Raw genomic sequence first — 18,141 nt, 5'->3', positions numbered from 1 at the left:
GCGGCACCAGCCGCTTTCGTATACTTTTAAATATGAAAAAAAATCAGACGGCGCCCGCGGCGCTGAGCCGGCGCGTGCGCTACGGCGTTTCAGGATTCTTTGTCTTGTACCTGCTGCTGACGGTGCTGGGCTGGCTGGCGCCCGCGCCGGCCGTGCAGGGAGCCGTCGGCGGCGCCGGCATGTATGAACTGTTGCTGCAATTGCAGAGCCAGCCATTCGAGCGCCTAGCTGCCATGCCTTTCTGGCAGCGGGGACTGGGCCTGGCGCTGGCCTTGCCGGCCTTGTGCGTGCTGGGCGACGCCGTGCGCCAGCTGGCCGCGGTCTTGCGCCAGTTCGAGCAGGGCGTGTTTTTTACGCCGCAGGTGGCGCGGCACTTTCGCCGTTTCGCCGGCGGCTTGCTGCTGGGGACGGTGTTGACTTTGCTCGAGCCGACCGTGCGCGGCATGCTGTTCGGCTTGCTGGAAGAGGGGACCAGCCAGTTGCGCCTGGTCATCGACATCACGGGCGGCGACTTGTGGACCTTGCTGCTGTGTTCCGTATTCTTTGCGCTGGCGCAAATCCTCCATGAAGGCCAGAGATTGGCCGATGAAAACAGCGGGTTCATCTGATGGGTATCGTCGTGCGTCTCGACCTGGTACTGGCCAGGAAAAAAGTGAAATCGAAGGAACTGGCCGCCTTCATCGGCATCACGGAACAGAATTTGTCCCTCTTGAAATCGGGCAAGGTGCGCGGCGTGCGTTTCGATACCCTGTCGAAAATTTGCGAGATGCTCGAATGCCAGCCCGGCGACATCCTGGAATTCGATGCGTCGCAGCCGGACGACGGGGATGGCGGCAGTTAGCGGCACAGAGGGCGGTTTTTTTGAAGAGTAGGGTGCATAGAGGTACAATTGACCCTTACGAGCATTAATACAGCAAGATTATCCAGAAAACGCCCGCAACGGCCGTTTTGCACCAGCCGCTTGCCGGCAATATTGATTATTTAAAGGTTTTCCATGAGTCTCCAATGCGGTATCGTCGGCTTGCCGAACGTCGGCAAGTCCACCCTGTTCAATGCACTGACGAAAGCCGGCATCCCGGCTGAAAACTATCCGTTCTGCACCATCGAGCCGAACGTCGGCGTCGTCGAAGTGCCGGATCCGCGCATGGATGCGCTGGCCGCCATCGTCAAGCCGGAACGCATGGTCAACGCCATCGTGGAATTCGTCGACATCGCCGGCCTGGTGGCAGGCGCATCGAAGGGCGAGGGCCTGGGCAACCAGTTCCTGTCGCACATCCGCGAAACGGACGCCATCGTCAACGTCGTGCGCTGCTTCGAAGATGACAACGTCATCCACGTGGCCGGCAAGATCAACCCGCTCGACGATATCGAAGTCATCCAGACCGAACTGGCGCTGGCCGACATGGGCACCGTGGAAAAAGCCATCCACCGCGAAAACAAGAAAGCCCGCTCGGGCGACAAGGACGCGGCCAAGCTGCTGGCCATCATGGAACGCATGATGCCTTACCTGAACGACGCCAAGCCCGTGCGCGCCATGGGCCTGGACGCGGACGAAATGGAACTGATCAAGCCGCTGTGCCTGATCACGGCCAAGCCGGCCATGTTCGTGGCCAACGTGTCCGATTCGGGCTTCACGGACAACCCGCTGCTGGACCAGCTGACGGCCTATGCGCAATCGCAAAACGCCCCTATCGTCGCCATCTGCGCGGCGCTGGAAGCGGAAATCGCCGATCTGGACGATGCCGACAAGGGCGCTTTCCTGGCCGACATGGGCATGGAAGAGCCAGGCCTGGACCGTCTGATCCGCGCCGGCTACAAGCTGCTGGGCCTGCAAACCTACTTCACGGCAGGCGTGAAGGAAGTGCGCGCGTGGACCGTCCCCGTGGGCGCCACGGCACCGCAAGCGGCCGGCGTGATCCACACCGACTTCGAACGCGGCTTCATCCGCGCGCAAACCATCGCCTATGACGACTTCATCGCCTACAAGGGCGAAGCGGGCGCCAAGGAAGCGGGCAAGATGCGCGCCGAGGGCAAGGAATACGTGGTCAAGGATGGCGACGTGCTGAACTTCCTGTTCAACGTCTGACTCCAATGAGGTGAGCGGCTTGAAGGCCGTTGGCCAGACTGGTGGCACGCTGCCGTTCGTAGAGCGTGGGTACAGCATGGCAGCGCGACCCAGCAGCAACTGCCGTCGCATCATGTAGTGTCTTCAGTATGCCGGGTCTGCCTTGGCATACTGAACATTCGTCATCTGTCTGAGCAATGGAAAGCCCATTGCGATGGGCTTTTATACTTCTTTGGCTATATTTCTCGCAATGAAGTTGAAAGGTTACTCCTGTGTTTTATATCTTTGGCTCCCCACGTTCCGGTACCACCCTGCTGGCGCAATGCATCAGCTCCCACCCCGATCTTGTTGTTCCGGACGAAACCGATTTCATCGTGCCGCTCGCCTTTCTCATCAACCGGGTCAGGGATGCGGCCATTGGCCGGGAATTGATCTTCAAGCTGATTGTCAGTTCGACCCGTTTTTCCGCCAGCCTAGGGCAATATGTCAGCAAGGATGAGATACGTGCTTGCGTATTTGACTCCGCCTATGATGCCAACGCCATCATCCATGCCATTTATGCGAAGCTGGCTGAGGTGGCCGGAAGAAAAATGGCTGGCGACAAGTCCCCCAATGACCTGATGTCCATGCGAATGCTGATCGAGTCTGGCGCGCTAGGCGGCGCGGACAAAGTTATTCATATCGTGCGTGACATTCGTGATCTGATGCTGTCGTTGAACCGGACGGGATGGGCGGAAGATTTCGACGAGTATTTTCCCAGAATCTGGTCGTCAACCAATCTGTATTTGAAATACGAGATGGAAAAAGTGGCGGAGAATTACTTGCTTATACGTTACGAAGACTTCGTGGTCAATCCTGCCCGGGTGTTGACCGGCGTGGCGCAATTCATGGGTGTTGAATATACCGATGGCATGTTACGTCCGGAAAACAGGAGCACCCGTTACCAAGGGGTCAGTCATCACAGTAATCTTTATAACGAGATTAATACGGGAACTGTGCGGCAGTTCGAGACAGCAATGACTGAAGAGGGGCGTGAGAAATGCCGCCGCCAGGCAGGCGAAGCAATGCAGGCTTTCGGATACACGGAATAAGCGAGTCGCCGTGCCAGACGGGTCACGACCTTGTTTGTGATCGGTACCCAATGTTCGCCTGGCCCGTCTCTCCTGGCCTGTTGCTTGTTTTTACGTTGACCTTTCGCATATAATGGATGCAAATAATTCTCATTTGCATCCAAGGCGCCGCCTTTACCAGGGAGCGTTGTCACAGGAAGGGTATCGTGAGCACCGCCGAGTTAGCGCTTCAGCAGCAAGTCAGCAGTCTGTACACCGACCACCATCACTGGCTGCGTGGCTTGCTGCGCCGTAAACTGGGCAATGCCTTCGACGCGGCCGACCTGGCGCATGACGTGTACCTGCACCTGATGAAGACGGGCAGGGTGCCGCCGGCCGGGGAGTCGCGCCGCCACCTGACGCAGATCGCCAATGGCATGGTCATCGACCTGTACCGCCGCCGCCAGATCGAGGCCGCCTACCTGGAAGTGTTGGCCCTGGTGCCCGAAGCGCTGGCGCCGTCCGAGGAAGAGCGCGCGCTGGTGATCGAGGCGCTGACGGAAATCGACGCGGTGCTGCACCAGCTGCCCGCCAAGGCACGCAAGGCCTTGTTGCTGTGCAAACTCGATGGCCTGAGCTACCGCGACATCGCCACCGAATTGCAGGTGTCCGTCTCGTCCGTCGAAAAATACATCGCCGCCGGCCTGCTGGCCTGCTACCAGGCCATGCACGCCCAAGGCGCCTGAACCATGGATGTGGTGATTGCACCGGCCATCGTGCGGCAGGCGGCCCAATGGATGGCGCGCCTGTGGTCCGATGACGCCAGCGACGAAGACCGGGCTGCCTGTGCACGCTGGTGCGCCGCCCATCCGCACCACGCCATCGCCTGGCAGCGTTTGCAGGCATTCGAGGGCAAGCTGCATAGCGTGCCGCGCGACGCGGCCCGGCACGCGCTGCGCGAACCGGCGCCAGCGGCCTACCTGAACCGCCGCCGTACCCTGAAACTGCTGGCCGTGCTGCTGCCCGTGGGCGGCATGGCCTACATGCTGCGCGGCACGGATGCGTGGCAAGTGGCCACCGCAGGGCACGGCACGGCCACGGGCGAGATCCGCGAGATGACCTTGCCGGATGGCACGCGCGTGATGCTCGCTTCCGCTTCCGCCATCGATGTGCGCTTCGGCGCCAGCGAGCGCTTGCTGATCCTGCGCAGCGGCGAAATCCTCGTCACGACGGCGCACGATCCCGATCCGGCCCAGCGGCCTTTCCGCGTGCAGGGCCGCCATGGCACGGTGCAGGCGCTGGGCACGCGTTTTACTTTACGCCAAGACGAATACACGTCGCGCGTGGCCGTCTTCGAGGGCGCCGTCGAAGTACGCCTCGGGCATGCGCCTGGCCGTCCCGTGCGCATCGACACGGGCCAGGGCGCCGTCTACTCGGCCGACATCGTGCAGTCTGGCGCACCCGCGTCCGCCAGCGCCGCGGCCTGGACCAAAGGAGTGCTGGTGGCCGACAATATGCGCCTCGATGAGCTGCTTGCGGAACTGGCCCGCTACCGTCCCGGCCTGCTGCGCTGTGACCCGGCCGTGGCCAGCCTCACCGTCAACGGCGTGTTTTCCCTGCGCGACACGGACCGCGCGCTGCACAACCTGGCGCTGGCCTTGCCCGTGCAAATCGTTGCGCGCACGCGCTACTGGGTGACCGTCCAGGCCGCTGCCTGACAATTTCGCGGACCCGATTGAGGGTTTTGCATTCTCGTTCGGGATATAGGGTGAGAGCCACCCTTATCCATTGAACTTATGCACGCTTTTTCCCGTTTTCCCCATGAGTAGCCCAAGCCGCCAGGCCGGCCCGATCAGCCGGATACTGCAGCCCATCCGCGGGCGCCTGATCGCCGCCGCCGTGCTGGCCGGCACGGGTTCCATGCTGACCCTGGTGCCGCTGGCCGGCATCGCGCACATCGCCAGCATCGCCCTGGCCCCTGCTGCCACGCAGCTTGCCATCTGGCCCACCATTCTCGTCAGCGTCGCCTGCCTGTTTGCCGGCATGGCCCTGATCACGCTGGGCGAGCTGGCCGCGCATCTGGCCGACAACCGCCTCACCCATCAATTGCGCCTGCAAGCCATGCAGCGCCTGGGGCAGGTGCCGCTGGGCTGGTTCACCAGCCGTGCCTCGGGCGAGGTCAAGCAGGCGATGCAGGACGATATCAATACCCTGCACAGCCTCACCGCGCACTTTTATACGACGACGGGACGCGCCGTGGGCGCCATCGTCATCTCCGTCATTTACTTGTTCGCCATGGACTGGCGCCTGGCCCTCGTCGCCATCCTGCCATTTCCCGGCTTCTTCCTGTTCTTTGGCCGCGCCATGAAGGCCAGTGGCGGCAATATGGAGCAATTTGTCGCCGGCATGGGACGCATCAACAATGCCGTGGTGGAATTCGTCAACGGCATCCCCGTGGTCAAGGCCTTTGGCGCCACGGGACGTGCGCACGGCAGCTACCGCGCCGCCGTCGATGCGTTTGCCGAGGCGTTTGCCGCGTTTACGCGCCCCCTGGTCGGCTCCATGGCGAATGCCAATGCGCTGATCGCGCCCGTCGCCGTGCTGGGCGTGGTGGTGCTCGCCGGCACCGTGTTCGTGGCGCTGGAGGCGATGGCGCCCGTCGATATCCTGCCGTTCGCCCTCGTGGCGCCCGGCATTTCCGCGCCGATGCTGCTGCTGCATTACCTCACGCATGACCTCAACAATGCCACGGGTGCGGCCCAGCGCGTGCAAGCCTTGCTCGACACGCCCGTACTGGCGCAGCCGGCGCCAGGCCAGCAGCAGTTGCCAGTTGGTACCGAGATTCGCATGGAAAATGTGGGCTATGCCTACGATGGGCAGAACAAGGCGCTGTCGGACATCACGCTGACTTTGCATCCGGGCACGGTGACGGCCATCGTCGGCGCTTCCGGTTCCGGCAAGTCGACCCTGGCGCGGCTGCTACTGCGCTTTTTCGACCCGACCGAGGGGCGCATCACGCTCGGCGGCGCCGACCTGCGGCACATTGCCACGCCCGAGCTGTACCGGCGCATCGGTTTCGTGCTGCAGGAAGTGCGGCTGATCCACGCCAGCGTGCGCGAGAACATTGCGCTGGGCCGCCCATCGGCCAGCACGCACGAGATCGAAGAGGCGGCGCGCTTGGCGAATATCCACGAGCGCATCCTAGCCTTGCCACGCGGCTACGATTCCGTCATCGGCGAGGATGCGCAGCTGTCCGGCGGCGAGCTGCAGCGCGTCAGCATCGCCCGTGCCGTGCTGCTCGATCCATCCGTGCTGGTGCTCGACGAGGCGACGGCCGCGGCCGACGCGGAAAACGAAGTGGCGATCCAGGATGCGCTGTCGCGCTTCGCCCAAGGCCGCACCCTGCTGGTGATCGCGCACCGGCTCGACACGGTCATGCATGCCGACAATATCGTCGTCGTCGAGAACGGCGCCATCGCCGAGCAGGGCAGCCATGCCGGCTTGCTCGCCCACCAGGGCCGCTATGCGCAACTGTGGGCGCTGGGCGGCTATCAAGATTCCCAGGAAGATGCGGTGCTCCCATGCTGAAAACATTTATTCAACTGCTGGGCGACGATGCGCCCGTGTTCCGCCGCTACTGCGCCATGGCGCTCGCGTATGGCGTGCTCAGCGGGCTGACGATCACGGCACTGGTGTTGGCCCTGGGCCGGCTGCTGGCCGGCGATACGGGCGGCGCGGCCCTGTGGCTGATCGTGCTGCTGGCCGGGCTGGTCGCTTGCTGGGCCTGGCGGCGACAAGTGGAGAAAGCTGGCGTGCGCGTGGGCGTGACGGTCTTGCAAGGGGCGCGCCAGCGCCTGGGCGACCACGTGGCGCGCCTGCCCGTCGGCTGGTTCACGCCGGAGAATACGGCGAAGCTGGGCCACGTCATCACGCAAGGCATGATGAATGTCGCGCAGCTGCCGGCCCACGTGCTCACGCCTGTGATTTGCGGCGCCGTCACGCCCGTGGTATTGCTGGCCGCGCTGTTTGCGCTGCATTGGCAGCTGGGCGTGATCGCGCTGCTGGCGCTGCCCCTGCTGGCTGGCGCCTTGCGGCTCACGGCGCACCTGGGCCAGCGCGCCGACGATGCCTACCACCATCATTTTGCCCAGACCAGCCAGCGCCTTGTGGAGTTTGCACAAGCGCAATCGGTGCTGCGCGCCTTCAATGGTAACGGCGGTGGCGCAGCTGACGGCGGCACGCGTTTCCTGCAGCAAGCCATCGACACACAGCGTCACGCGGGCACGCGGCTCATTTACCTGTCGGCGCTGTCGTCGGTGCTGAACGCCTGGACCGTGCAAGCCATCTTCGCCGTCTTGCTGGCCGTTGCCGCGAGCCTGCTCGGTACGGTAGCGGTGGCAGATGCCATCACCGTCATCGTGGCATTGCTGCTGGTGGTGCGCTTTGTCGACCCGCTGCGGGAAGCGGCCAGCTATGGCGAAGTGCTGCGTGGCGCGCGCGGCCCGCTGGACGCTGCGCGCGATATTTTCGCCGTGCAGCCCTTGCCGGAAGCACACAAGCCGCAAGCGCCGCGCGATGCTTCGATCGAATTGCGCAATGTGTACTTCCGCTATGCGCCGGAACAGCCCGACGTCTTGACGGACATCAACCTGCAGATTGCGCCGGGCAGCATGACGGCACTGATCGGCGCTTCCGGTTCAGGCAAGACGACCCTGGCGCGCCTGATTGCGCGCTTCTTTGACGCCAGTGCAGGCACGGTGCTGGTGGGCGGCGTCGATGTGCGCGACATGTCCAGCGAGCAATTGGCCGGCCAGATCAGCCAGATATTCCAGGATAGTTATCTGTTCCAGGGCAGCATCGGAGACAACATCCGCATCGGCAAGCCGGAGGCGACCGATGCCGAGGTGCTGGACGCGGCGCGCCAGGCTGGCGTGGCCGAGATCATCGCCCGCTTGCCACAGGGACTTGCGACGCCGGTGGGCGAGGGCGGCGCGCGCCTGTCCGGCGGCGAACGCCAGCGCATCGCCATCGCGCGCGCGCTGGTCAAGGATGCACCGATTCTGCTGGTCGACGAGGCGACGGCCGCGCTCGACGCGGAAAACCAGGCCGCCATCGCCGAAGCGCTGGCGCGGCTGCGCGGCAAGCGCACGGTGATCGTCATCGCGCACCAGTTGTCGACGGTGGCCATGGCCGACCAGATTGTCGTGCTCGATGGCGGCACCCTGGGCGAGCAGGGCGCGCCAGCCATCTTGCGCGCGCAGGGCGGCCTGTATGCGCACTTCCTGGCCCAGCGCCAGGCGGCCAAAGGCTGGCGCATCGCCGCGCCCGCGCGCCAGCCTGGAACGGAGTCCGGCATTTGACACACGCGCGTCGGCTTTTCCTTTTCGTGCTGCTGTGCTGCGCCTCCTTGCTGGTCGGCGCCAGGCAGATGGAGTGGGCACAACTGTTGTCATCGTCCGGCGCGCTGTCTGCCGATGCTTGGCTGACCCTGACGGCCAGCCGGCTGCCCCGTTTGGCGGCGCTGGTGCTGACGGGCGTGGGCCTGTCCGTGTGCGGCGTCATCCTGCAGCACATCGTGCGCAACAAATTCGTCGAGCCGGCCACCTCGGGCGGCCTCGACGCGGCCAAGCTGGGCATCCTCGTTGCGCTGACCGTGGCGCCTGCGGCGGGCACGGCCGGCAAGATGGCGTTCGCGCTGGCCTTCTGCCTTGCCGCCAGCGTACTGTACGTGGCCCTGATCCGCCGCATCCGCTTCAAGAACACGATACTCGTCCCCGTCATCGGCCTCGTGTATGGCGGCGTGCTCAGCGCCGTGGCCGAGTTTTATGCCTACCGCAACAATATCCTGCAAAGCATGCAGGGCTGGCTGCTCGGCGATTTTTCGCGCATCGTGCAGGGCAACTATGAAATCATTTATCTGATCCTGCCCATCGTTGCCCTCACGTATGTGTACGCGCAGCGTTTTACCGTGCTGGGCATGGGCGAGGGCATGGCTACCAGCCTGGGCCTGAATTATGCGGGCACGGTGGCGCTGGGCCTGATGCTGGTGGCCGTCACGGTGGCGGCCACGGTGATCACGGTGGGGGCGATCCCGTTCGTCGGACTGGCCATCCCGAATCTGGTGGCCTTGCGCTATGGCGACAGGCTGGAGCGCACCCTGCCCATCGTCGCGCTGTGCGGTGCCTCGCTGCTGCTGGCCTGCGACATCGCCGGGCGCTTGCTGATCTATCCATTCGAGGTGCCGATCGGCCTGACGGCGGGCGGCGTGGGCGGGTTGCTGTTCCTCATCCTGATCATCCGGGGGCGGCGATGAGGCGCAGTTTGAACCAGCGGACACTGTGGCTGGCCGTGTTTGCTTTGGCGCTCGCTTTCCTCTTCCTCGGCGCCAATCTCGACTTCGATTACGTCATTCCCAAACGATTGTCGCGGCTGGCCGCCATCGCCATCGGCGGCGTCTGCGTGGCCGTGTCGTCGATTGTGTTCCAGACCATCGCCGGCAACCGGATACTGACGCCGGCCGTCATGGGTTATGAAGCCGTGTACCTGCTGCTGCAATCGCTGCTGATCCTCGCGATGGGCATGCACAGCGTGGTGCTGCTGGGACAGAACGGTAATTTTGTCGTGTCGATTGCGCTGATGCTCGCGTATTCCTGGGCCATCCACTATTGGCTGTTTCGTGATGGCAAGAACAACGTGTATTTTCTGTTGCTGCTGGGTTTTGTGCTGACGATGGTGATCGGCACGTTTACCCAGTTCATCCAGCTGCGCATCAGCCCCGGTGAATTTGCCATCTTGCAAGGCTTCAGCCAGGCTTCGTTCAACAAGGCGCAGCCGGTGCAATTGCTGTACTCGGCCCTGCTGGCAGGCGCCGCCTGCGTGGCTGTCGTGAAAACTTTGCCGGCGCTCGACGTGCTGGCGCTGGGGCGCGAACAGGCGATCTCGCTCGGCATCGATTATCGGCGCATGGTGCGGCTGCAGCTGGCGCTGATCGCCGTGCTGGTGGCCGTGTCGACCAGCCTGCTGGGCCCCACGGCCTTCATGGGTATCTTTGTGGCGAACACAACGTATGCCTTGGCCCGCACGGGGCGTCACCGCGCCACCTTGCCGCTGGGCTGCGCCATCGCCATTGCCATCTTCCTGGCCGCCCAGCTGCTGGTCGAGCACGTTTTCAACTACCGGACCACGGTTGGCATCCTCGTCAACCTCGTATGTGGCGCGTATTTCCTCGCGCTCATGGTCCGCACCCGGGGTACCGCATGATCCACGTCAACCATATTGAAAAAAGCTACGGCGCCAGGCGCGTGCTGGACAACGTCAGCGTGCAGTTTCCCAAGGGGAAAGTGACGTCCTTGATCGGCCCGAATGGCGCCGGCAAGACCACCTTGCTGATGCTCATCGCGCGCTTGCAGGAAGCGGATGGCGGCGAGATTGCGATAGACGGGCGCAGCATCGCGGCCATCAAGATCCAGGACTATGCGAGACTGGTGGCCACCCTGCGCCAGTCGCCCGATTTTCATTTGCGCCTGACGGTGGAGGAGCTGGTCGCCTTCGGCCGCTTTCCCTACAGCCGGGGTAACTTGACGGCGCAAGACCGGCAAGCGATCGACGAGGCCATCGCCTTTTTGTCGCTGGACAATCTGCGTCTGGCGTATGTCGATGAGCTGAGCGGCGGCCAGCGCCAGATGGCCTTCCTGGCCATGACGATCGCCCAGCAGACCGATATTTTGCTGCTCGACGAGCCGCTCAACAACCTCGACATGCAACACGCCGTGCAGATCATGCGCGCGTTGCGCCGCCTGTGCGACGAGCAGGGCCGCACCGTGATCCTGGTGATCCACGACATCAATTTCGCCGCCAATTATTCCGACCACATCGTCGCCATGCAGGGTGGCGCCGTGCGCTTTTCCGGCCCTGCCGACGAGGTCGTCACCGAGGCACGCTTGCTGGCGCTGTACGGCATCGATTTTCACATCGTGCGCAATGAGCGCGGCTGCGTCTGCAATTACTTTACCCCCACAGGAGCTTGAAATGATCTGGAACAAATCCCGCTGCGCGCTGGCCGTGCTGCTCGCCGCCATGGCCGCCCTGCAAGGCTGCACCGACAAGGTGGCCACGGCGCCGCCGGCGCCTGCCGCTTCCGCGTCGGAGCAGGCATTTACTCCCGTCACCATCGTGCATAAACTGGGTACGACGGTGATCAAACATCGTCCCCAGCGCGTGGCCGTGCTCGATATGAACGAAGTCGATTTCCTCGACCAGCTGGGCGTGCCCGTGGCCGGCATGGTGAAGGATTACGTGCCGCATTTCCTCACCCGCTACAAGGACGACGCGAACATCCGCGACCTGGGCGCCATCGTGCAACCCAATCTCGAGCATATCCACGCGCTCCAGCCCGATCTGGTGCTGATGACGTCGATCCAGGCCAACCATTACAAGGAACTGAGCCAGATCGCGCCCACCTTGCATTTCGACGTGGATTACCAGAATAGCGAAAGCAAGCATATCGAGGTGGTCAAACAGCACTTGCTGACGCTGGGACGGATCTTCGGCAAGGAAGACCTCGCCAACCGGAAAGCGCAGGAGCTTGACGCCAAGGTGGCGGACGCGCGCAAGGTGACCCAGGAGCGTCCCGAGAAAGCGCTCATCGTGCTGCACAACAATGGCGCCTTCAGCTCATTTGGCGTGCAGTCGCGCTACGGTTTTGTCTTTGATGCGCTGGGCGTGAAACCCGCCAGTTCGGCCATCGAAGCGGGCTTGCATGGCCAGCCCATTTCCAGCGAATTCATCCAGCAAGCCAACCCCGACATCATCTATGTTGTCGACCGTACGGCCGTGATGGAACACCGTCCCGTCATGACGGCCGAACAGATGGCCAATCCGCTGCTGCGCCAGACCAAGGCCTGGAAGAACGGCCGCGTCGTCTTCGTCGATGCGGACGCCTGGTACATCACGGCGGCCAGCGTGACGTCGCTGAAACGGGTGATCGACGACGTGCTCAAAGGTTATCAATAATATTTTCGTAATGATTCGTATTTAGATTGAGGGTTTTGCCTTTTCGTTCGGGAGATAGGGTGAGAACAAGCAATCATCCCATCTGAAAGGATTTACTGTATGACACACCGCATGGCAACGCGCCACCTTCCCGCCTTGAACCTGAGCCGCATCGCCACCGCCGTGCAACTGGCGCTCATCACGGGCTTGACCGTGGGGGCGCTGGGCGTGGCGGCCCCGCCGGCCTACGCGCAAGCGGGGACGGGCCCGGCCCGGCAAGCGTTCAGCGTGCCGGCCGGTGCGCTGGGCTCGGCGCTCAACATTTTCGCCGCCGAGGCGGGCGTGGAATTGACGGTCGAGGCTAGCCTGCTGCAAGGCAAGAACAGCGCCGGCCTGTCCGGCAGCTACAGCGTGCCCGAGGGTTTTTACGAATTGTTGCGCGGCCACGGCTTGCAAGCCGTGCGCGAGGGCAATGGCAGCTATACGGTACGCCGCGAAGCGGCGCACAGCGCCGCCGCCGAGGCCGCCGCCACCATGCCGGCCGTGACGGTGTGGGGCAAGGGCAACACGGTGACGGATGCCTATGCCGGTGGGCAAGTGGCGTCCGGCGGCCGCGTGGGATTTTTGGGCGACAAGGATTTCATGGAAACCCCGTTCAACACCATCAGCTATACGGATAAATTCATCGAAGACCGGCAGGCGCGCGACATCACCGATGTGATTTCCGCCACCGATCCCACCGTCTTCAGCAGCGGCATGACGGGCATCATTGGCGAGAATTATTCGATACGGGGCTTCAGCTCGAATATCGGCGACGTCGCGTTTGGCGGCTTGTACGGCATCTCGCCTTACTACCGCACTTCGCCTGAAATGTTCGAGCGCATCGAGGTGCTGAAGGGACCGTCAGCATTGCTCAATGGCATGCCACCGGGCGGCTCGGTAGGCGGCAGCATCAACCTCGTGCCCAAGCGCGCGGGCGACACGCCGCTGGCGCGCATGACGGCATCGTACATGTCGGACGCGCAATGGGGCGGCCATGTGGACCTGGGTCAGCGGTTCGGCGAGAATAAACAGTTCGGCATCCGCGTCAACGGCGTCTACCGCGATGGCGAGGGCGCCATCGACCATCAGAAAAAGAAGACCAAGCTCGTTTCCGTGGGCCTGGACTGGCGTGGCAACGGTGCGCGCCTGTCCGCCGACCTGTACCACAGCGAGGATCGCGCCGATGGCTTGAACCGGGGCGTCAACCTGGCCCCCGGCTTGCCCGTGCCGCGCCCGCCGAAAGCGGAAACCTTGTTGAATCCCAGCTGGGCGTTCTACGATACCAAGGACAAGGGCGCCATGCTGCGTGGCGAGCTGGACCTGAACGGGCAAGTGATGGCGTATGCCGCCGTGGGCGCCAGCCGGGCCGACTATCAGTCGACGGGCGCGTACCTGATCCAGGTGTTCAACACGGCTGGCGACTACCGCACCAATCTTGCCGACCTGGGTTTTGATGTGGAAAAGCAGTCGGCGGAAGCGGGCTTGCGGGGCAAGCTGCGCACGGGCGATATCGGCCACCAATGGGCCGTCAACGCCACGTATTATCACCACACGGACAAGCAGTACGGGCGCAGAAATACCCTGGCAAAAGACTGGATCACGAATATCTATAACCCCGTCTGGGGGCCGGCGACGCGCTTCGAAGCACCGCAAATTTCCAAGGCGGAACTCCGCCTGGCCAGTATCGGCCTGGTCGACACACTTTCTTTTGCGCAAGACAAGGTGCAGCTGACGGTGGGCTTGCGCCGCCAGGAAGTGCTCAGCGATAACTTCAACATCAAGACGGGCGCCCGCACCTCGCGCTATGACGAAGGCGCCACCACGCCGGCCGTCGCCCTGCTGGTCAAGGCGAGCCAGACGATTTCCCTGTATGGCAATTACATCGAAGGCTTGAGCCAGGGCGCCACGGCGCCGTTGACGGCGGCCAACTCGGGCGAGGTCTTTGCGCCATACAAGTCGAAGCAGGCGGAGCTTGGCTTCAAGGTCGACCTGGGCGAGTTCGCGCATACGGTCAGCATGTATGAAATCAAGCGGCCCAGCAGCTATGTCGATCCCGTCAGCAATATCTTTTCCTTTGGCGGCGAACAGCGCAACCGCGGCATCGACTGGGGCTTCTTCGGTTCGCCCCTGCGCGACGTGCGCCTGATGGGCGGCGTGGCGTATGTCGACCCGGTCTTGAGCAAGACGCCGGGCGGCGCCAACCAGGGCAAGCAGGCAGCGGGCGTGCCCAAGCTGCAAGCCAAGCTCGGTGTCGAATGGGATACGCCCGCCATCCCCGGCGTGACCCTGACGGCGAATGCGACGGCGGCATCGAAGCAATACATCAATGCCGACAATTCGATGTCCGTGCCGGGCCGTACCGTGTTTGATCTGGGCGCCCGCTATGCGATGAAGGCGGCTGGCCGGCCGTTGACCGTGCGCGCCAGCGTGACGAACGTCGGCAACAAGGCGTACTGGGCGCTGCCGCAATGGACCAGCCTGGGCCTGGGCGCGCCGCGCACGGTCATGCTGTCGGCCACGACGGAGTTTTAAGCCATCCCGCCGCTAGTCGTCCGCACCCCGCGCCAGGCTGTCCGAGCGCCGCCACGTCCACATCAGCCCGATGCCGGCCGAGGTGCCGCTGTTCTGGCGCAGCAGGGGGCTGGCGCGGTTGGCGGCGCCTGAGTAGTTGTCGTAGCGCAGAAAGGCAAAGGCGCGCCAGTCCTGGTGCAGCCGGTACGAACCGCCCAGACCCAGCCGCGTGAGCATCAGCCCGCTTTTTGCCGCATACGCTGGCCGCTCAGCGGTGACAAACGCGGGGCTGACGCCATAAAAATAATCATTGATGGCGGCATTGCCCAGCACGGCGCCCAGGCTGGCGTCCACATGCCATGCCTGCTGCCCGCCTTGCAGTCCATACACGAAACGCGGCTCGAACGTGGCGCCCTGGCGGCGCAGGCCGCCGCGCGCTTCGATGACGGCGCGCAACGGCAGTTCCAGGCCCAGGCGGCTGTGCTGCGTCGGCTCGGCCAGCTTGATTTTCAGACGCGGGCCAAATTCCACCAGGGTGCCCAGATCGGGCATGCCGCGCCGGGCCGGCACGTCGCTGGAACGGGCAGGCAAGGACAGGGCAAAACCGATATCGAAGTCGAGGCGGTCCGTATCGAGCAGGCGCGCGCCCACGCCCGAACGGTCGGCGCGCAACACTTTCCCGCGATAAATCAGATAGGGCAGGGCCAGGCTGCGCGTCGAGCGTTCGCTGGCGCCGGGATAGGCGGGCGTGACGGCCGTGCCGCCAAATACGCCCGCTTCCCATAATGGCAGCGGTGCTTCGGCGGCTTGCGCCGGCGCCATGGCGGCGAAGAAGGCGCAGGCGGCCAGCACGGTGCGGGCGGTGTTCATCGAAGGACTCCGCAAGGTTTGCCGGCCTGTAGCGATTCCAGCGCCTTGTCGCTGAGGGCGCTCGATTGACCGCCTTTCTTGGCCAGCGCGATGGCGCGGCGGAAATGAAATTCGGCCGCATCGTCGCGGCAGGCCCCGCTGGCGGCGCGCCCCGCCTCGTGGTGCAGCCGCGCCTGCCAAGCGAGATCGCCATGGCCCAGTTCGGCATTGTCGGCCGCGTCCGCGTAGTTGCGCATGGCTTGCGCCCAGTCGCCCTGGCTGGCCGCTTCCCGCGCGAACTGCTCCTGCTGCGCCGCCGTGCGCAGTTCGATTTGTGTGGCGCAGGCGCCCAGCGCCATCAGGGCGAACGGCAGGACGAGGCAAGACCGCAAGGACAGGAGTGTGGACATGGCGCCACTGTAGCGCATGGGAAGGGGCGCACGTTTGCGCTGAACGCGTGAATCGGGGCTTTTTTGTAGCACTGATGACATATAATTTGCACACGACTTTGTTATCTTTGACACATCACCGAACAGGAGCACCATGTTTTCACGTAAATTTCATTCTTGTGCACAGCTGATGCTGGCTACCTTGCTGATGGGCTTTGTCGCGGCCTCCCCTGCGCGCGCGCAACAGGCGGCCGTCAAATTGCCGAATGTGGTGATCCTGGCAACGGGCGGCACCATCGCCGGCAGCGGCGCCGACAGCACCACCACCGTCGGCTACACCTCGGCCACCGTGGGCGTCGAACGCCTGATCGCGGCCGTGCCGGAACTGAAGAAAGTGGCAAACGTAAAAGGCGAGCAAGTATTCCAGATCGCCAGTGAAAGCATGGGCAACAGCCACTGGCTGACCCTGGCCAAGCGCATCAATGTGCTGCTGGCCTCGAACGACGTCGATGGCGTGGTCGTCACGCACGGCACCGACACCATCGAGGAAACCGCGTATTTCCTGAACCTGACCGTGAAAAGCCACAAGCCGGTCGTGGTGGTGGGCGCCATGCGTCCATCGACGGCCATCTCGGCTGACGGCCCGATCAACCTGTACAACGCCGTGTTGCTGGCCGGTAGCAAGGAAGCCGTGGGCAAGGGCGTCCTGGTGGCCTTGAACGACCAGATCAACGCCGCGCGCGAAGTGAGCAAAACCAATACCTCGACGACGGATACCTTCAAGTCGCCTGAACTGGGCATGCTCGGCTACATCCAGGGCAGCAAGCCTTTCTTCTACCGCCAGTCGACGCGCAAGCACACGCTGGAATCGGAATTTGACATCAGCAAGCTCGATGTTCTGCCGCAAGTGGACATCGTCTACGGCTACGCCAACATGAACCGTGTCGGCATCGACGCTTTCATCGCCGCTGGCGCCAAGGGCATCATCCACGCTGGCGTGGGCGATGGCAGCGTGGCCGCGCAAATGAAGCCGGCCCTGGTGGAAGCGCGCCAGAAGGGCGTGCTGATCGTGCGTTCGAGCAGAGTCGGCCAGGGCATCGTGGCGCGCAATGGCGAAGCCAATGACGATGAACTCGATAGTGTCGTGTCCGACACCCTGAACCCGCAAAAAGCCCGCATCCTGCTGATGCTGGCCTTGACCAAAACCAACAGCACGCAAGAAATCCAGCGTATTTTCTACACGTATTGATCATTTCCGCGCCAAGCCAGCCTCATCGGCTGGACTTGGCTGATTTACGCTTGCCCGCTTTGCTGCCATACTTCGCTTCTGAATAATTTCCTGACAGAAGCAGCAACACTGTCTCCGGTTCATGGCCATCCTGTCCGACATCATTCTGTATCCCATCAAATCGTGCGCTGGCATCCATTTGCGCGAGGCGGTCCTGACGCGTTCGGGGCTGATGAGCGAGCACGTGTTCGACCGCGAATGGATGGTGGTCGATGAGCAGGGCCGCTTCCTGACCCAGCGCGAGCATCCGCGCATGGCGCTGATCGTGCCGTCCATCAAGGCCAGCACCCTGGAATTGCGCGCACCGGGCATGCTGCGCCTGGAAATCGAGCTGGGCTTGCCGCATCCGCAACACTCGCCCATGCTCGACGTGCAAGTGTGGGACGATTGCGTGCGCGCCTACGATTGCGACGACGTCACGGCCACCTGGTTTTCCAACGCCATCGGCGTGCCGTGCCGCCTGGCGCGCTTTCACCCGGACGTGGTGCGCGCCACCAGCACCACATGGACCGATGGCGTGGCCGCCTCGACCATGTTTGCCGATGGCTACCCGGTGCTGATCGCCGGCGCCGCTTCGCTGGCCGACGTGAATGACAAGCTGCGCGCCGCCGGCCGCGAAGCGCTGCCGATGAACCGCTTCCGCCCCAACCTCGTCATCGGCGATATCGGCGCCTTCGAGGAAGACTACGCCGACTTCCTGCAATTCGGCGCGACGGTGCTAAAACCCGTCAAGCCGTGTTCGCGCTGTCCGATTCCGTCGGTGGACCAGGCCACGGGCGTGCCCGGAGCCGATCCGCTCGACGTCATGCATGGCTATCGCGCCAAGCCCGAGCTCGACGGCGCCATCTGCTTCGGCATGAACGCCATCGTCACCGAAGGCGGCGATGAGCGTATCGTGGTGGGGCAGGACATCGGTTTCGAACTGGCATTTTAAGCATGGCGCCCGCATACAAGGGT

The 18,141-nt window shown here is 63.4% G+C and carries 17 protein-coding genes; 15 read left to right on the top strand and 2 right to left on the bottom strand.

Translation table 11 applies throughout. The features are described 5' to 3' along the window. The first annotated feature begins 32 nt into the window (after positions 1–32). The 13 genes from IGS55_RS18165 (at position 33) to IGS55_RS18105 (ending at position 14,679) form a co-directional block, all read left to right on the top strand. On the top strand, positions 33–608 hold the full coding sequence (locus IGS55_RS18165; protein ID WP_230516756.1) for a DUF2975 domain-containing protein: 576 nt from the start codon (positions 33–35) through the stop codon (positions 606–608). Next, positions 608–841, top strand: coding sequence for a helix-turn-helix domain-containing protein (locus IGS55_RS18160; protein ID WP_034753279.1), 234 nt, complete (start codon positions 608–610; stop codon positions 839–841). The genes IGS55_RS18165 and IGS55_RS18160 overlap by 1 nt, the downstream gene beginning before the upstream one ends. A gap of 153 nt (positions 842–994) precedes the next feature. Continuing rightward, entirely contained in the window at positions 995–2,086 is a 1,092-nt protein-coding gene (ychF, locus tag IGS55_RS18155; RefSeq protein ID WP_034753282.1) for a redox-regulated ATPase YchF, read from the top strand. A 251-nt stretch (positions 2,087–2,337) separates the two neighbouring features. Then, a complete protein-coding gene (locus IGS55_RS18150) occupies positions 2,338–3,156 on the top strand; it encodes a sulfotransferase family protein (protein ID WP_230516755.1) in 819 nt (272 codons plus the stop codon). Positions 3,157–3,341: 185 nt separating this feature from the next. Further along, positions 3,342–3,860 (top strand): sigma-70 family RNA polymerase sigma factor, encoded by a 519-nt coding sequence (locus IGS55_RS18145; RefSeq protein WP_072457695.1) that lies wholly within the window; start codon positions 3,342–3,344, stop codon positions 3,858–3,860. A gap of 3 nt (positions 3,861–3,863) precedes the next feature. After that, positions 3,864–4,832, top strand: coding sequence for a FecR domain-containing protein (locus IGS55_RS18140; protein WP_230516754.1), 969 nt, complete (start codon positions 3,864–3,866; stop codon positions 4,830–4,832). Positions 4,833–4,935: 103 nt separating this feature from the next. After that, on the top strand, positions 4,936–6,702 hold the full coding sequence (locus IGS55_RS18135) for an ABC transporter ATP-binding protein (RefSeq protein WP_230516753.1): 1,767 nt from the start codon (positions 4,936–4,938) through the stop codon (positions 6,700–6,702). Beyond that, a complete protein-coding gene (locus IGS55_RS18130) occupies positions 6,696–8,474 on the top strand; it encodes an ABC transporter ATP-binding protein (protein ID WP_230516752.1) in 1,779 nt (592 codons plus the stop codon). Before IGS55_RS18135 ends, IGS55_RS18130 begins: the two co-directional genes overlap by 7 nt. Further along, a complete protein-coding gene (locus tag IGS55_RS18125) occupies positions 8,471–9,427 on the top strand; it encodes an ABC transporter permease (RefSeq protein WP_230516751.1) in 957 nt (318 codons plus the stop codon). The genes IGS55_RS18130 and IGS55_RS18125 overlap by 4 nt, the downstream gene beginning before the upstream one ends. Continuing rightward, entirely contained in the window at positions 9,424–10,374 is a 951-nt protein-coding gene (locus IGS55_RS18120; RefSeq protein WP_230516750.1) for an iron chelate uptake ABC transporter family permease subunit, read from the top strand. The genes IGS55_RS18125 and IGS55_RS18120 overlap by 4 nt, the downstream gene beginning before the upstream one ends. Then, on the top strand, positions 10,371–11,141 hold the full coding sequence (locus IGS55_RS18115; protein ID WP_230516749.1) for an iron ABC transporter ATP-binding protein: 771 nt from the start codon (positions 10,371–10,373) through the stop codon (positions 11,139–11,141). The genes IGS55_RS18120 and IGS55_RS18115 overlap by 4 nt, the downstream gene beginning before the upstream one ends. Position 11,142: 1 nt before the next feature. Beyond that, positions 11,143–12,126, top strand: a complete 984-nt coding sequence (locus tag IGS55_RS18110; RefSeq protein ID WP_230516748.1) for a siderophore ABC transporter substrate-binding protein — start codon at positions 11,143–11,145, stop codon at positions 12,124–12,126. A gap of 99 nt (positions 12,127–12,225) precedes the next feature. Next, on the top strand, positions 12,226–14,679 hold the full coding sequence (locus IGS55_RS18105) for a TonB-dependent receptor (protein WP_230516747.1): 2,454 nt from the start codon (positions 12,226–12,228) through the stop codon (positions 14,677–14,679). 12 nt (positions 14,680–14,691) lie between these two features. Here IGS55_RS18105 and IGS55_RS18100 read toward each other — a convergent pair whose 3' ends face one another. Together IGS55_RS18100 and IGS55_RS18095 are read right to left on the bottom strand one after the other, a co-directional pair. Further along, positions 14,692–15,528 carry a MipA/OmpV family protein gene (locus IGS55_RS18100; RefSeq protein WP_230516746.1) on the bottom strand — a complete coding sequence of 279 codons (837 nt, stop codon included), beginning with the start codon at positions 15,526–15,528 and terminating at the stop codon, positions 14,692–14,694. Beyond that, positions 15,525–15,917, bottom strand: a complete 393-nt coding sequence (locus IGS55_RS18095; protein ID WP_230516745.1) for a hypothetical protein — start codon at positions 15,915–15,917, stop codon at positions 15,525–15,527. The genes IGS55_RS18100 and IGS55_RS18095 overlap by 4 nt, the downstream gene beginning before the upstream one ends. Positions 15,918–16,050: 133 nt before the next feature. Here IGS55_RS18095 and IGS55_RS18090 point away from each other — a divergent pair, with 133 nt between their 5' ends. Both IGS55_RS18090 and IGS55_RS18085 read left to right on the top strand, forming a co-directional pair. Next, positions 16,051–17,145, top strand: a complete 1,095-nt coding sequence (locus IGS55_RS18090; protein WP_128141112.1) for a type II asparaginase — start codon at positions 16,051–16,053, stop codon at positions 17,143–17,145. Between the two features lie 121 nt (positions 17,146–17,266). Further along, positions 17,267–18,118 carry an MOSC domain-containing protein gene (locus IGS55_RS18085; protein WP_230516744.1) on the top strand — a complete coding sequence of 284 codons (852 nt, stop codon included), beginning with the start codon at positions 17,267–17,269 and terminating at the stop codon, positions 18,116–18,118. Positions 18,119–18,141 lie beyond the last annotated feature (23 nt).

Origin of the sequence: Janthinobacterium sp. EB271-G4-3-2, assembly GCF_020858035.1 — a bacterium.
In the GTDB taxonomy this organism is placed as follows: Bacteria; Pseudomonadota; Gammaproteobacteria; order Burkholderiales; family Burkholderiaceae_D; genus Janthinobacterium; species Janthinobacterium aestuarii.
This window is presented reverse-complemented; position numbering and strand designations above follow the sequence as displayed.

What these genes read in the sequence shown, in the direction of transcription:
- IGS55_RS18090 (WP_128141112.1), top strand. Translation starts at nt 16,051, where the DNA reads ATGTTTTCACGTAAATTTCATTCTTGTGCACAGCTGATGCTGGCTACC.
- ychF (WP_034753282.1), top strand. Translation starts at nt 995, where the DNA reads ATGAGTCTCCAATGCGGTATCGTCGGCTTGCCGAACGTCGGCAAGTCC.
- IGS55_RS18160 (WP_034753279.1), top strand. Translation starts at nt 608, where the DNA reads ATGGGTATCGTCGTGCGTCTCGACCTGGTACTGGCCAGGAAAAAAGTG.
- IGS55_RS18135 (WP_230516753.1), top strand. Translation starts at nt 4,936, where the DNA reads ATGAGTAGCCCAAGCCGCCAGGCCGGCCCGATCAGCCGGATACTGCAG.
- IGS55_RS18085 (WP_230516744.1), top strand. Translation starts at nt 17,267, where the DNA reads ATGGCCATCCTGTCCGACATCATTCTGTATCCCATCAAATCGTGCGCT.
- IGS55_RS18100 (WP_230516746.1), bottom strand. Translation starts at nt 15,528, where the DNA reads ATGAACACCGCCCGCACCGTGCTGGCCGCCTGCGCCTTCTTCGCCGCC.
- IGS55_RS18120 (WP_230516750.1), top strand. Translation starts at nt 9,424, where the DNA reads ATGAGGCGCAGTTTGAACCAGCGGACACTGTGGCTGGCCGTGTTTGCT.
- IGS55_RS18140 (WP_230516754.1), top strand. Translation starts at nt 3,864, where the DNA reads ATGGATGTGGTGATTGCACCGGCCATCGTGCGGCAGGCGGCCCAATGG.
- IGS55_RS18130 (WP_230516752.1), top strand. Translation starts at nt 6,696, where the DNA reads ATGCTGAAAACATTTATTCAACTGCTGGGCGACGATGCGCCCGTGTTC.
- IGS55_RS18110 (WP_230516748.1), top strand. Translation starts at nt 11,143, where the DNA reads ATGATCTGGAACAAATCCCGCTGCGCGCTGGCCGTGCTGCTCGCCGCC.
- IGS55_RS18105 (WP_230516747.1), top strand. Translation starts at nt 12,226, where the DNA reads ATGACACACCGCATGGCAACGCGCCACCTTCCCGCCTTGAACCTGAGC.
- IGS55_RS18115 (WP_230516749.1), top strand. Translation starts at nt 10,371, where the DNA reads ATGATCCACGTCAACCATATTGAAAAAAGCTACGGCGCCAGGCGCGTG.
- IGS55_RS18095 (WP_230516745.1), bottom strand. Translation starts at nt 15,917, where the DNA reads ATGTCCACACTCCTGTCCTTGCGGTCTTGCCTCGTCCTGCCGTTCGCC.
- IGS55_RS18165 (WP_230516756.1), top strand. Translation starts at nt 33, where the DNA reads ATGAAAAAAAATCAGACGGCGCCCGCGGCGCTGAGCCGGCGCGTGCGC.